This window comes from Terriglobales bacterium (assembly GCA_035764005.1).
Classification (GTDB): domain Bacteria; phylum Acidobacteriota; class Terriglobia; order Terriglobales; family Acidobacteriaceae; genus Gp1-AA112.
In genome coordinates this window covers 1-14,322 of sequence record DASTZZ010000108.1, presented here as the reverse complement: position 1 = coordinate 14,322, position 14,322 = coordinate 1, and the positions used below count along the sequence as shown (strand labels likewise).

Sequence of the window (14,322 nt, the reverse complement as noted above, 5' to 3'; positions counted from 1 at the left end):
ACCCAGGAGCAGCTCAGCAAGACTCTGTTCCCATTAGGGAACATGTCGAAGCCCGACGTTCGCGCGCGTGCGCACGAGTACGGACTGGCGCTCGCCGAGAAGCCTGACTCGCAGGAGATTTGCTTCATTCCCGGCGGCGATTATAAGCGCTTCATCGAGGCCTATCTGGATGAGCAGGGCGAGGAGCTGCCGAATACCGCTGGCGAGTTGGTGACTACTATCGGCGAGGTCGTTGGTCATCACTCCGGCATTCACAACTTCACTGTGGGACAACGGAAGGGGCTCGGTGTCGCTACTGGATCGCCGCTGTATGTGATCGAGCTGCGTGGCGATAAGCGGCAGGTGGTTGTTGGAGGGGATGATGATCTGCGCTCGCGAACCTTGCATGCCCATCGCTTGAATTGGATCGCGTTCGAGTCTCTCGATGCTCCGATTCGCGTGAAGGCCAAAATTCGTCATCGGCACGAGCCGGCAGATGCAGAGGTTCGTATCGCAGGCGATCGAGCGGTCGTTACATTCGAGGAGCCGCAGCGGGCGATCACTCCGGGACAGGCTGTTGTGTTCTACGACGAGGATGTTGTTGTAGGCGGCGGCTGGATCTGCTGATCGTTTCCGCTCCACATGCGCGACGGAACCGCCGCCGGCAGGCGGTGGGGCAGCCGCGTGTGTTGCGGCTGCGTCTCTGGACTTGAGGGTGGCATCCTTGCGGTCGGAGCTCGCCATTCGGCAATCTCCGACCCACCGCCTACCGGCGCCGGTTCTGTACCCCTGTCGCGCCCGCATTTTTTCGCAGCCCGTAAAGCCGGAGTCTTCCACTTGAAAACTAACTGTGTTAGTACACAAAATTGATCGCAACCGCCGGAGTAATCGACGTTGCAGTGCGGTGCCCACCTAGGATCAGGCGCGTACCGAGGAGAACTCCGAGGTTGGGCTTCCAACTGTATTCGACGGCTGGTGCAAGGGCAAATGCTTCGCTCGAACCTGAGTCGGTCCGGATTCCGGATGACTGCGCGCCGTTGCGATTCAGAATATTGTTTCCGATTACCAAGGTATTGCCGTTGTGGCGATAAGTGGCATCGGACGCTAGTACCCACCGGCGCGTCAGACTGTATTCCCAAGATGCGTCGACTAAGAACGAAGCTCCCGGTTCTGAGTGTCCACGGAATCCTGCTTCAGTTCCATACACACTCACGTCTCTGACGTTCACATTGCTTGAGAGCGCCGCCGAGACATTGAAGCGCATGCGCAGAATGCGAGCATTCGGCAGCCAGAAGTAGGTTTGCGAATAGAGCGCCAGCGTTGTCGTGTATGCACCGCTGCCAAGGCCGTCGCTCGGCCGGTCGTCTAGCTGATCGTATTTTCCGGTGGGTAGCGCTTCCTGAATTGCTACCGAGGTTGTCGGGATCCAACCGCCATCGTGAAACTTCGTTAGCCCGTACTGAGCCTGCAGCGTGAGATCTCCCACTCCGACATTTGAGCTGTTGAGTCCATTATTTATTTTGTTGAATCCAAAAATGGGAATCATGCCGACGGTCAATCTGTCGGCGAGCCCGTAGTTTATGTATGTGAGCGAACCGAAGCCGTTGGAATGTGGGCTGGTGACGTCGTACAGATAGGGCTCGATCAGAAAGTGTCCACGCGGCAATGTCGCTGCGGATGGCGCGAGCATAGGGCCAGTCCACCAGGCATCGTCGAGTGATTGGCGTGCTTCAGGAGCAACGGACGCTGATGGCTGCTGGGCTTTCGCACTCACAACGCCCGGCACTAATGCCGTGATCAACAGCGCGAGGATTACAAGGAACATCCGCCAGGTAAAGAAGTTCTTGCGCAGAATTGGCCTTTCGCTTGAATTGCCACTGTGCCCGTTGAATCGTTGTCTGTACAGCCGAACATAGTCGGGAACTGTGACGCCTTGCGCTAAGTTGTCGTCCGGTATGGGCGAGCCGGATTGAATCGCAAGCGGCAATACACCTGCCCATACTGGTCGTCCGTAGTCACTCTCATCGTCAACGGGTGGTCCCGTTCTGGTTTTTGATGATGCCTCTTCGATCGAGAATTCCAAAACCGCGGTAGCCTTCAACTCGGTCTCGCTGGGACTTCGGACGTCATCCCATCGGCCGGCAATGAGATGTTCTGAGATGACGCGCAAAGACTCGATCTTTTGCGCCTGGTCGAAGATTGTTCTTGCGGTTCCGAATGCAACGACCGAGCGGTAGTTCATCGAATGATCGAATGCAGATCGTGCCAGTACCAGCCCATCGACCAGCGTGACCGTCAAGCACGCCGGCACGCCGCTCTCGAGTTCGCGAACCATGCGACTTGCGGCGGAGCCGTGCAGATAGAGTTTTCTGCCATCTCGGCCGTACAAAGTGGGAATGACGAATGGCTGGCCATCGACGCAAAATCCAATGTGAGCGAGAAAGCAAGCGTCAAGAATTTCGCTGATCATCTCCCAATCGTGCGATCCCCTCGCAGGAATGCGGCGGAGTTCACTTCGTTTTGTTGGATTCATCGCTTACCCGTGTCTGGTTGGTAATCCAGTTGACCTCCCAGGTTTTGCCGCCGTCATCGGAGAACGACTGTTCGAAGTGAGGTTTGTTCTTATTGGTGTTCGACCAGATGAATCGAACAAAAACCGCTCTGCCTTTCCAGAACTCCTGATCGAAGAACTCGCCTCTTCCATTCTTGAATTCGCCGATCATGGGTTGTCCCAAAATGGCATCGTTACCGTTGGCCCAATAGATGCTCCACTGGTGAGATTGGGGATTGTAGAGGCGGAGGGTCAGTCCTTCGATGTGCCCCGTTGGACTGGCGGTTTCGAACTCTTCCAGATTGGCGCGGCCATTCCAGACTTTTCGCGTAACGGAAGTGCCGTCAAATTCGATCCAGGTGGTAGAACCTGCCAAGCGATCCTGCAGACGCGAGAGGTGGATATTCCAACTGCCGATCTCGAAATCGAAGTCGTGTGATCCGTCAGGGGCTGCAGAGTTAGACTGCACACCCGGCGTGGCTGTGTTCGAGTTCTCTGACGATACCTCATCTTTTATCCGCGTGTCAGTCGCGATCCAGTTCACCTCCCAGGTCTTTCCGCCATCCTTTGAGAATGACTGCTCAAAACGGCACGAATTCGGCGTGATCTCAGAAAAGACACCGCGAACAAGAATCATTTTTCCGTTAAATGATTCCTGATCGAGGAATTCACCGCGTCCATTCCTGAACTCGCCGAATGCTGGTTGACTCAGGCTGCCAATTTTGCTGTTCGCATAGTTGAGACTCCACTGACGAGATTGCGGATTGTAGAGACGCAGCGACAGTCCTTCGATGTGACCTGACGGACCATCGACTTCGAGTTCGACCAGGTTGGCGCGGCCGTTCCAGATTGGTCGAACAACGGATGTACCGTCGTATTCAACCCAGGTGCGAGATTCGCTTAACGGGTGCTCGAGCCGGGATATGTGAGTCTTCCAATAGCCGATTTCGAAATCGAAATCGTGCTGTCCATCATGTTCCGCAGGCGCGGATTGGGCACTGGTGCTCGATACCGCCGCATTCTGCTGCCAAAGCGGCTCGAGAGGCTGAACCATCGCCAGGCTCGAGATCAGGAGCCAGGTTCGAATACTCAGGAGCGCATTCATGCTGCAAAGCTAATGTGGATAGTGGTCTATCACAATGTCCACTTTAGTGTGATACGATATGCCACTTTCGACCGGCAACATGAGACGCGTTCCCACCACGTTCCTTCCTCCCATCGCGCTGGACACTCGCGCGGCGATTCCGATGTACAGGCAGTTGTACGAGTGGTTCCGGCTGGCGATTACCAGCGGTCAAATCCGGCCGGGACAGCGGATTCCATCTACCAGAACTCTCGCTACTGAGTTGAGGATTTCACGGATTCCTGTCTCCAACGCATACGAGCAGTTGCTGGCAGAAGGTTATTTAGAGACGTTTCCCGGAGCAGGAACGTGTGTATCTCGATCGCTTCCGGATGAAACATTGATGCCGGCCGCCGCCAACAACGAGGGGAAACGGGATCGGCAGAACACGGAGAAGATGGCGCCGCGTCGAATTTCCCGTCGCGGCCTGGCGCTGACGCAGTTGCCATCGCAGTCATGGCTAAACATCGTGGGTGCGTTTCGAGTGAGTTTGCCCGCGCTGGATCACTTCCCGATTAGTATCTGGTCGAAGCTGGTGGCGCGGCATTCTCGATCGTCGACAAAGAGCCTGATGGCCTACGGAGACGCCCTGGGCCATTTGCCTCTTCGGGAAGCCATCGCCGAGTACCTTGGCGCAGCTCGTGGGGTGCTCTGCGATGCATCACAGGTCATGATCACAACCGGATCGCAGCAAGGCTTGCAGCTTGCCGCGCAGATTTTGCTGGATTCGAAAAATTCTGTCTGGATAGAAGAACCGGGTTACCCCAGCGCACGTCAGGCTTTCATTGCCGCCGGCGCAAAGCTCGTTCCTGTTCCCGTAGACGAGCAGGGCATGAAGGTCGAGAGCATAATACGTCGGGGTCTAAAGGCGCGAGCGGTATACATCACTCCTTCGCACCAATATCCATTAGGCGCGACGATGACCGCGACGCGTCGCATGCTTCTTCTCAACTGGGCAGCGCGTTCTGGCGCGTGGATCATCGAGGACGACTACGACAGCGAGTACAGGTTTGGCAGCCGTCCTATTGCTTCCCTGCAAGGCCTCGATACATATTCGCGAGTCATCTATGTTGGGACCTTCAGCAAAGTAATGTTTCCCGCTCTGCGTGTCGGCTACCTGGTAATTCCCAAAGATCTGGTACCCGCATTTTGCGCTGCGCGAGATGCTGCGGATGTGTTTTCCGCAACGCTGTACCAATCCGTCCTGGCCGATTTCATCCGACAGGGACACTTCGCTCGCCATATACGTCGCATGCGCATGCTTTGTATGGCGCGGAGAAAAGCATTGGTAAGCGCGATTCGCCTTCAAATTGGAGACAAAGTCGAGGTGGTTGGCGATGAAGCCGGCATGCATCTGGTAATGATGCTGCCGTGCGGCGTCAGCGATGTGGTGGTTTCGAAGAAGGCAGCGCAGAAAGGAGTTTCGGCAATGCCGTTATCTACGTGCTATCTGAGACCACCAGCCAGGGGAGGCCTCATTCTTGGATATGGCGGGGCGAACCCGCGCCAGATTCAGGAGGGCGTGTCTAAGCTGAGGATGAGCATCGAGGGGCCATAACAGCAGGTCCCCCGCGCCGCAAAACAAAGTGTATGAAGATTTCGATGGCTTCGCTGCGACGCGAGGGATGACAGTACGTTTGGAAGCATTGTGCGTTGAACGAGAAACGCCGACTCTGTTAAGAAGACCGGCGCTGATGTTCCTACGCCAAATTCAGCGCGCGCTTGAACGAGCCGCGCTCGTTCATGATTTTTTCCTGCAGCAGCGTGATGGCGTAGATCAACTGCTCGGGACGCGGCGGGCAGCCGGGAACGTAGATGTCGACCGGAATCACCTGATTCACGCCTTGTACAAGCGCATAGTTGTTGAAGACACCGCCCGAGGTAGCGCAGGCACCCATGGAGATGACCCATTTCGGTTCCGGCATCTGCTCATAGAGGCGACGGATGACGGGAGCCATTTTCTGCGAGACTCGGCCCGCGATGATCATCAGATCGGCTTGACGGGGCGACGGACGAAACACCTCAGCGCCGAAGCGCGCGATATCGAATCGCGATGCGCCCATCGACATCATCTCGATCGCGCAGCAAGCCAGGCCGAAGGTCATTGGCCAGATAGAGCTCTTGCGCATCCAGTTCACAACCTTGTCCAGCGACGTGAGAAGCACGCCTTCGGGCACATCTTCGCCGAAGTTCACTTCCTCCACCCGGCGGCGGTTGTTCTGCATTTTCAGGGATTCCTGGTAGCGCTCTTGTTCGCTCATATCTGCTTACTATTTTACGCTGTCTCGCAGTCGAGACGCTAAACCCAATTTTCACCACGGAGCCACGGAGGACACGGAGACAAACGCACTTAAACACGAAGGTCACGAAGGGCACAAAGGAATTAAGTGGCGGGCGGGTTGGTCGGAGTTTTCCGCACTAGTGCGCAAAGTAATGCGTGTGCAATGCAACATCATTAAGCCTTCGTGACCTTCGTGTTCAATCTGGTTTTGGTGTTCTCTGTGTTCTCCGTGGCTCCCTGGTGAGAACTGCAGGTCAATGCGGAGCGGACCTAAACGACGTATAGGCGAAAAAACTGCTTCCGAATTTCTTCACTTCGGCGGATAATTCCCGACACATTTCCAAAGCACGACCCTGGGTATCGGCCATGTATTTGTGTCGTTATGTCTTCTTCCGTTCGTGGTTCCGGTTCTTTCCTGTTCGATTCTTTTCGTTTTTCCTCAATTTCGTTGTCGTGGTGGCGATGTGCGGTGGTGTCCTCGGGCAATCGATGGATGATGTCCACATTGTTCCCAAACCGGAACCCCACAAATCCAGGCTCGGCATGCCTCCGACGGAGCGACTGAAGATTGACGTGGAAATGGTGCTCGTGCCGGTCTCAGTCACTGACACTCAGAACCATCCAGTCGTCGATCTCGCGGAGAGCAATTTCAAGTTGTTCGAGGGCGATACAGAGAAGAAAATTCAATATTTCAGTAGCGAAGACGAGCCGCTTTCCATGGGCATTTTGGTGGATCTGAGCAGCAGCATGGCCAATAAGATCGACAGCGTGCGAGAGGCGGCGGCTGAGTTCTTCAACAATGCCAATCCGGCAGACGATTACTTCGTCATTACGTTCGCCGATAAACCGAAGGTGCTGGCAGACACCACGCAGTCGTTTGAAAGAATTCAGGCGGCGCTGGGCGTGGCGCAGCCAAAAGGAAACACGGCTTTGGCCGACGCCATTTACATGGGATTGGCTAAGCTGAAAAAAGCGCGGTATTCGCGCAAGGCGCTGCTCGTGATCTCCGATGGCGGCGATAACAACAGCCGCCACAGCCTGCGGCAAATCAAGAAGATCGCGCGCGAGTCGGATGTCCAGATCTATGCGATCGACATCTGCGATGCTCCGACGATCCTGCTGACCGAAAAACTCGAACAGCGATTCGGGCGTCAGTGGCTTACTCAGGTGACGGAATCAACAGGTGGACGCACCATCGCGTTAGACAATCCTGCGGGCATTCCCGAGGCTGCAGCACGTGCCAGCCGCGAACTTCGTAATCAATACATCCTTGGCTACCGGCCACCTCCGGCAACCGAGAATCACAAATTCCGCAAGATCCGCGTGCGCGTGAGCCGAAGCGACAGCTTTCTCCCCTTGCAGGTTTATTACCGCCGGGGCTACGTGCCGAGAAAAGACGATTAACAGTCGACACGCGCGCGCTGGCGTGGGTTTCTTCTTCGTTAACGGCAGTCAGCAGAAAAAGTACTGTGGACGAAGTGGACTTCGTGGACGCTCTGGTCGGGTACTAATTCCAGTGCTTAGCGTCCATAAGGTCCATGTTGTCCAGTGAGTCCACGTTGCCGGACGAAGATCTGTTAGCGTCTGCGACGAATAGGCAGCATGTTCTTTATTGCACTGAAAGCCTTGGGCCAAGACGCGTTTTGTTTTTCTTTGAGTCTCCGAAGCAGGGTTGCGAATCTGTAATGCGTTCAGGAGGACAACTGAGATGTCGATCTCGCAAGCGCTGCTGGGTGAATTTGATTTGGAAATGGCGAACACGCGAAAGGTTCTTGAGCGCGTGCCGCTGGAGAAAGCCGATTGGAAGCCGCATCTGAAATCAGGAAACCTCGGATGGCTGGCAGGACATGTGGCAAATCTTCCCGAATGGGTCACCTTCACGCTCAATTCCTCAGAGCTTGACCTCGCCACTGCGCCGCGAAACAAAGCTCCCGAATCGAAGCAGGAATTGTTGGAGACCTTCGAGAAAAAGGCCAAAGAAGCTCGGGCGGCGATCGCGAACGCGAAAGATCAGCAATGGAGCGGAGAATGGTCACTGAAGAGAGGTGGCCAGACGCTGTTCACGATGCCACGCGCGGCGGTCGTGCGTGGCTTTGCCCTCAATCACCTGATCCATCATCGCGGCCAACTCACTGTATACCTGCGGCTCATCGACGTTCCCATTCCGGGACTCTACGGGCCGAGCGCTGACGAGAAGTGACGAGGCCGTCGGTGGTCATAAGCGGTGGTTAGGGCAAGAAGCTCGATTTGATCGTTATCCAGAACGCAGCCGCAAAATCTGCGGCTGCCCCACCGCTATCGGGTGCGGTTCTGTTGCTTCACTGCCTCAGCAATACGTCCGAGAGCTGATGCGCCTTGAGGGCCAAATTTTTTGCCCGCTCGAAGTCCTGATCCTTCAACGCCGAACGCGACTGGACGATGTAGCTCCGAATCTGTGACACCGTATTTTGTTCATCATTGCTGAGCGCGCGTGTGAGGGCGCGCAAGTTCTGCTCGGTCGAGTCGAGCAACTGTGTGGTGCTCTGCTGTTCCTGAGATGCCGCACTCTGCGATATGTTGGGAGATATCTGCCCAACGTCCGCGTCGGGAGGTTTGGCCGATGCGGTAGAAGTCGCTGGCGGGGTAGGGGCTGGCGGAGGAGTCGTATTCTTCTTTGCTGTGCTGCTCGAGGTTGCCGGATGACGTCGCGCTGTGTGCTTGGGCTTTGAAGGTGATGGCTTTTCGGGAGTCTGCGGCTGCTCCTCAGGTTGTTGCGCAGGCTGCTGCTCCTGCGGAGGAGTAGTCGGTTGGGTAGGTTGGGTTTGCTCTGGCTTTTGCTCAGGCGCCGGGGCTGTGACGGTGGGAGCCTGCGCTTGCGGCGGAGGCACGGCCGGTTTCTTCTTTTTGCAGCCCGAACAGAACACGAGGGCAAACGCCAGCACCAGCCCGAGTAGTCGTGAGTATGAGAACGGTTGCATGCTTATGAATGAGCTACCAGATTGCTTGGCTGCTGTCTTTGCTCGGCACGAGCCAGCGGCAGCGTCAGATAAAAAATTGTCCCTTCCCCTACGCGCGTATCAAAGTGTATTGATCCATTATGCAATTGCATGATGCGATAAGTCATTGCCAGACCAATGCCGCTGCCGCTTTTTTTGGTCGTGAAATAGAGATTGAAGATCTTGTCGCGAATGGCAGGCGGAATTCCCGGACCGGTATCTTGAATCTCAATCTGCGCATCTTCGCCGTCCTGGCGGTGAGCGCGGATGGTTAATGTTCCGCCATCGCTCATAGACTGAGCGCCGTTGATAACGATGTTCAGCAGAGCCTGTTTGAATAGATCGGAGTCGATTTTTGCGGGTAGAGAGTCAGGGCCGATCTCGGTGACGACCTGCACGCCATGTCGTTCGCAATCGGGACGAGCCACGAATGCAACCTGCTCGACTATATTCCGCAAATCAATCTCGGAGAGCGTAAGCTCGACCGGACGGGTGAAATCAACCAGCGTTTGCACGACACGATCGAGCCGCTGAATTTCGCTGCCGATCACGTCCATGTGGCGTTGCGTGTCGGCGTCGGGCTCCTTGAGTTTATTGCGGAGAATCTCCAAATGCACAACTATGGAGTTGATCGGGTTCTTTACTTCGTGTGCTACTCCGGAAGTCAGCTTTCCGATATTTGCCAGCCGGCGTGAGACTTCGATTTCGTCTTCAATCTTCCGCATCGACTCGCTATCGCGCATGGTGAGCAGCGCGCCAAGTTGCTGTCCGCCTTCTTCGATGAAGTCCAGCGAGACCTGGACCTCGCTGCCGTGATCTCCGCTGATCTCGATCATGTCGACCGGCTCATGAGCGGCGAATGCGCTGAGAACCGCGCGGCCAAGCTGGGTGTGCCGGGAAAAGATTTGCTCGGCGTGGCTGCCCAGCATTTCTGAACGAGGTTTTCCCAGGAAGGTCTCAATCGAGGCGCTGACCAGCACGGCGCGGCCGTCCTGCGTGAACAGCATCAAGCCATCCTGCAGGTTGGCCATGATCTGATCGACATTTTCCTGCAGAGCGGAGAAGACTTCATTGACCGTCCGCATCTGACGACCGATGCGTTCAATTTTGGAGCTCACGTTGCCGTATTCGTCTCGGCGAGTCAGCTCCTGCGGAACTGGAGCAGTGACTTCGCCTGCGGTCATCTGATCGAGCCGACGGGAGATCGCTTCCAGAGGACGCAGTGCGCGGACGGAGAGCCCGGCGGCAAGGATCAAAGAAACCAGAATAGCGACTGCGGAAAATTCGAGTGCATGCGAAAGATACGGCTGCAGTGTGTTTTTCAGGAACACGGTCGACACTCCAACCTGGACGGATCCCCAGGGACGGGAATCGAGGTCGAGTGGAATCTTGTAGACATATGTGTCAATTGGCCCGTAAATGAGTCGAAGCTGGCGCCAGAAATGGGCGTTCTTAAGATCCTCAAGATTCGGACGCGTGGGAACAAGCTTCCCGACTGAATCTGGGTTGCTATGCACCACGGCCCGACCATCCGGGCCAACAACACAGGCATCGCTGATTAGTAAGTTGTATCCGATAAGTGACTCGATCTCACCATTCACACCAGGATCTGTCTGGAGGGTTTCCTCTACCCATTCATTGACCTGCTGAGTATTGGAGGGATCGATGCGCGTACTGTTGATATCGGTCTCCTCGGCAAGTTTCGAGAGGTGCTCGATTTCCCAAGCCGATACCTTTGCATCTCCAAAAGTGTCATTCACGACCTGATGTACGATCTGCGCAACGTAGATGGTCGACAGCGTGACCACAATGGCCACCACCATGAGGGTGATCGCAACTACCAGTTTGGTTCTGAGTCGCATGGATGCTCAGCTTCTCTCCGCCAACTGCGGCGGAAGCGACTTACTGGTTGGCAGCATCGGCCAGGTTGCTGCCGTTCGAGCCGTACTCCTTCAGCTTATTGTGCAGAGTCTTCAGGCTGATTCCCAGAATCTCTGCCGCCCGTGTCTTGTTGTTGTTTGTGCTCGCGAGTGTGCGCAGGATCAACTGCTTTTCCGCTTCTTCAACTGTCGTTCCAACTCCGAGATGAATCGCGTTGGGGTCGAACTCTGCCGCCTTTACCTGAGCAGTACCGAATCCAGGAGGCAAATGGCGCGCCTCGACTAACTTGCCGGTTGCGAGAATCACCGCACGTTCGAGGGTGTTGCGCAGCTCGCGAACATTTCCCGGCCAACTGTATGCCTGGAAAGCTCGCATTACCTCCTCATCAACACCGGCGATTTCGCGTCCGTGCTTTTCGTTCAGATCGTTGACTAATGCCTCTGTGAGTTCCGGCAGATCTTCTTTGTGCTCGCGCAGCGGGGGCATGTGCACGTTGAAGACGTTCAGGCGATAGTAAAGGTCATTGCGGAGCTGTCCGTTTGCCACTGCTTCTTCCGGAACCTTGTTCGTTGCGGCTAGAACGCGGACATTCACTTCTGTTTCCGTCTTGCTGCCGAGGCGGCGCAGCTTGCGATCTTCCAGCACGCGCAGGAGTTTGGCCTGCGTGGCGATCGGCATCTCGCCGATTTCGTCGAGCAGCAGCGTGCCTTCCTCTGCTAATTCGAAACAGCCGGCCCGTCGCTCGAGCGCTCCGGTGAATGCGCCTTTCTCGTGGCCGAAGATTTCACTTTCGATCAGCGTCTCAGGAATCGCCGAACAGTTGATGGCGACGAATGGTTTCGATTTCCGAGGACTCAACTCGTGCAGTGTGCGCGCGACCATCTCTTTTCCCGTGCCGCTTTCGCCGGTGATTAGAACTGAAGCCGTACTCGGTGCGACACGCTCAAGGAGTGCAAAGATCTCCTGCATCTTGCGGGATTTGCCAACCAGGCGTCCGAGTACTCCAGCATCACGCAGCTGTCGCCGCGTGACTTCAAGCTCGCGTTCGGTGTCGCGCTGCCGTGAGGCGTTTTGCAGGATCGCTTTCAGCCGCGTGGGATCGACCGGCTTCTGGATGTAGTCGTAGGCCCCCATCTTCATAGCATCGACGGCGCTGTCGATGGTGCCCTGAGCCGTAAGAACGACTACGGCCATGGCTTCGGGCTGGTCGCCAAGACGCTGCAATAGTTCCATACCGTCCATGCGCGGCATCTTTAGATCGGTGACCACGATGCTCGGCGCCCACGTGATCACCTTGTCGAGAGCTTCGAGGCCGTCGCGGGCGGTTTCCGTTCGGTATCCCCATGCGGAGATCAGTTCGGCGAGACCAGTTCGTGCGTTTTCTTCGTCTTCGACGATGAGGACTTTATCAGGCATAAGTCTGGCTGCTGGCTTCTGGCCACTAGCTTCTGGCCAAAAACCGGTGGCGACATCTGAACTGAGAGTTGCCGCTCCTACTAGGCTATCACTGCACGCACGCACAACTCGTTCTCAGTCCAGTCTCAAGCCCGAAGCCAGCAGCCAGCAGCCAGCAGCCAGCAGCCAGAAGCCAGCAGCCATTAAGATGCAGAACTGCTGCTCGATGGCAATCTGGGCCAAAGGCAGCAGAACAGCTCTGGACTGCATCCCAAGCTGTTGACGTAAATAGCTGCATTTTGGACCGGTAATGCGTCTTTCTAAAACCTTCCTAGTTCTACTACTGTTTGCTATCCCCAGCTTTGGCTTGAAGCTGCGCGAGATCGCTTTGCTCGACGTTCCAGGCCGACCCGGTTTTGAGACATTAGCGTTTGCCAAAGGCTACTTGGTGATTGCCCATAATGGGGCGGGCACGGTGGATATCTTTGATCCGGCGAAGCGCCGGTTCGTGGCGCAGATTTCGGGCATCGTGAGTGCGCGCGGAGTTGCCGTAGATGACGCCGCTGGTCGCGCCTACATCGCCGACGCCGGAACGAACTCCATCGATGTCGTAAACACTAGCAACTGGCATGTAGAAGATCGCATTCAACTCAGCCGCGCTCCTGAAAATCTGCTCCTCGTTCCAGGCACGACGAACATCATCGCGACCAATCCGTACGCGCGTTCGCTCACTCTGGTCAGCCGGCAGATCAATCGCGAAATGCAGATCGTCGATGTTGCGGGTGATCCCGACCTGATGGCCTACGACCCAATTCGGAACGCTGTCTTCGTCACCCTCGAAGATCAGAATCTTGTGGTTGCCTATCCCGTGTCGCTCGAACGCGACGCCAAGCCCATCAAGACCGTTAAGCTGAACGGCTCGCAGCCTACGGGGATCATTTTGGAACCAACCTCACGCACACTTTTCATCGCCGTGCGTTACGCCGTGCTCTCGATTGATGCCGACTCGGGCGCCGAACTCAGCCGGGTGCCTGTGGCAGCCGGAACCGACCGCCTGTGGCTCGATGCAACTGACGGTGTTCTCTACGGCGCTTCCAGTGATGGAACCGTAACAACCATCAAAGTCAAGGGACGCCAGCTCCTCTACGATAGTGAGCTCAAGACCGACGTGAAAGGGCACAGTCTGGCATTTGATCCGGAGCGCAAGCTCATCTACGTTCCGGGCGGCCGTGAAGGCAAATCAAAGATGGTAATCCTGAAGCAGTTCGGGGCGCTGCCAATCACCTCCGACGAAATCAAGACTGCAGCCGTGACGAAATGAGCTCCTGAGCTAGTCGTTGTCATTCCGAGCGAAGCGAGGAATCCCTACTTTTCCCGTGCAGCATGGGTCCAGTAGGGATTCCTCGCTTCGCTCGGAATGATAAGGCGGAAAATCCGTGCGATCGTGGCGGTTTTCCTTAGATCGAGCTCATGTTCGCCAGGAACTCGCTGTTCGAACGCGTCTTGCCGAGCTTGTCGATTAGCAGTTCCATTGCTTCTACCGGCGAGAGCGGGTTGAGAACTTTTCGCAGCACCCAAATCCGTGCCAAATCGTCCTTGGGAATGAGCAATTCTTCTTTACGCGTGCCGGAGCGTTGAATGTCGATGGCCGGGAAGACGCGTTTATCGACTAGTTTGCGGTCGAGGATGATTTCCATGTTCCCCGTGCCTTTGAATTCTTCAAAGATCACGTCGTCCATGCGCGATCCGGTTTCAACCAGAGCCGTGGCGATGATCGTCAACGATCCGCCTTCTTCAATGTTGCGGGCCGCACCGAAGAAGCGCTTCGGACGTTGTAACGCATTCGAATCGACACCACCGGAGAGCACTTTTCCTGATGGTGGCACGATCGTGTTATAAGCGCGTGCCAGGCGCGTAATCGAGTCAAGCAGGATCACGACGTCGCGCTTGTGCTCGACCAGACGCTTCGCCTTCTCGATTACCATTTCCGCGACTTGCACGTGGCGGGCTGCCGGCTCGTCGAAAGTCGACGAGATCACTTCGCCCTTCACTGAGCGCTGCATATCCGTAACTTCTTCCGGACGTTCATCAATGAGCAGCACGATCAGCACGACCTCTGGATGATTCGTTGTAATCG

Annotated in this window: 12 protein-coding genes; 5 read left to right on the top strand and 7 right to left on the bottom strand. The window is 55.9% G+C overall.

Annotated features, from left to right (window positions below; translation table 11 throughout):
- Positions 1-606 (top strand): aminomethyltransferase beta-barrel domain-containing protein (locus tag VFU50_17625; GenBank protein HEU5234685.1); only part of this gene is annotated, 606 nt, incomplete at its 5' end.
- A gap of 226 nt (positions 607-832) precedes the next feature.
- Here the strand turns inward: VFU50_17625 and VFU50_17620 are convergent.
- A complete protein-coding gene (locus VFU50_17620) occupies positions 833-2,512 on the bottom strand; it encodes a pyridoxamine 5'-phosphate oxidase family protein (GenBank protein HEU5234684.1) in 1,680 nt (559 codons plus the stop codon).
- Entirely contained in the window at positions 2,490-3,635 is a 1,146-nt protein-coding gene (locus VFU50_17615; protein HEU5234683.1) for a hypothetical protein, read from the bottom strand. The genes VFU50_17620 and VFU50_17615 overlap by 23 nt, the downstream gene beginning before the upstream one ends.
- A gap of 79 nt (positions 3,636-3,714) precedes the next feature.
- Between VFU50_17615 and VFU50_17610 the strand changes: the two genes are divergently transcribed.
- A complete protein-coding gene (locus VFU50_17610; protein HEU5234682.1) occupies positions 3,715-5,211 on the top strand; it encodes a PLP-dependent aminotransferase family protein in 1,497 nt (498 codons plus the stop codon).
- 142 nt (positions 5,212-5,353) lie between these two features.
- Here VFU50_17610 and VFU50_17605 read toward each other — a convergent pair whose 3' ends face one another.
- Positions 5,354-5,914, bottom strand: coding sequence for an NADH-quinone oxidoreductase subunit B family protein (locus VFU50_17605; GenBank protein HEU5234681.1), 561 nt, complete (start codon positions 5,912-5,914; stop codon positions 5,354-5,356).
- Between the two features lie 386 nt (positions 5,915-6,300).
- On the opposite strand from VFU50_17605, the gene VFU50_17600 reads away from it, so the two are divergent.
- Both VFU50_17600 and VFU50_17595 read left to right on the top strand, forming a co-directional pair.
- Positions 6,301-7,338, top strand: coding sequence for a VWA domain-containing protein (locus tag VFU50_17600; protein HEU5234680.1), 1,038 nt, complete (start codon positions 6,301-6,303; stop codon positions 7,336-7,338).
- Between the two features lie 304 nt (positions 7,339-7,642).
- Positions 7,643-8,134 (top strand): DinB family protein, encoded by a 492-nt coding sequence (locus tag VFU50_17595; GenBank protein HEU5234679.1) that lies wholly within the window; start codon positions 7,643-7,645, stop codon positions 8,132-8,134.
- Positions 8,135-8,252: 118 nt separating this feature from the next.
- On the opposite strand, the gene VFU50_17590 is transcribed toward VFU50_17595, so the two are convergent.
- The 3 genes from VFU50_17590 to VFU50_17580 are packed head-to-tail and all read right to left on the bottom strand — an operon-like array spanning position 8,253 to position 12,206.
- Entirely contained in the window at positions 8,253-8,891 is a 639-nt protein-coding gene (locus tag VFU50_17590) for a hypothetical protein (GenBank protein ID HEU5234678.1), read from the bottom strand.
- Between the two features lie 2 nt (positions 8,892-8,893).
- Complete coding sequence (locus VFU50_17585; protein HEU5234677.1) at positions 8,894-10,771, bottom strand: ATP-binding protein; 1,878 nt, start codon at positions 10,769-10,771, stop codon at positions 8,894-8,896.
- 40 nt (positions 10,772-10,811) lie between these two features.
- Positions 10,812-12,206 carry a sigma-54 dependent transcriptional regulator gene (locus VFU50_17580; protein ID HEU5234676.1) on the bottom strand — a complete coding sequence of 465 codons (1,395 nt, stop codon included), beginning with the start codon at positions 12,204-12,206 and terminating at the stop codon, positions 10,812-10,814.
- A 289-nt stretch (positions 12,207-12,495) separates the two neighbouring features.
- Here VFU50_17580 and VFU50_17575 point away from each other — a divergent pair, with 289 nt between their 5' ends.
- Positions 12,496-13,506 (top strand): YncE family protein, encoded by a 1,011-nt coding sequence (locus VFU50_17575; protein ID HEU5234675.1) that lies wholly within the window; start codon positions 12,496-12,498, stop codon positions 13,504-13,506.
- Between the two features lie 136 nt (positions 13,507-13,642).
- Here the strand turns inward: VFU50_17575 and rho are convergent.
- Positions 13,643-14,322: transcription termination factor Rho (gene rho, locus VFU50_17570; protein ID HEU5234674.1), on the bottom strand; the 680-nt coding region annotated here is incomplete at its 5' end.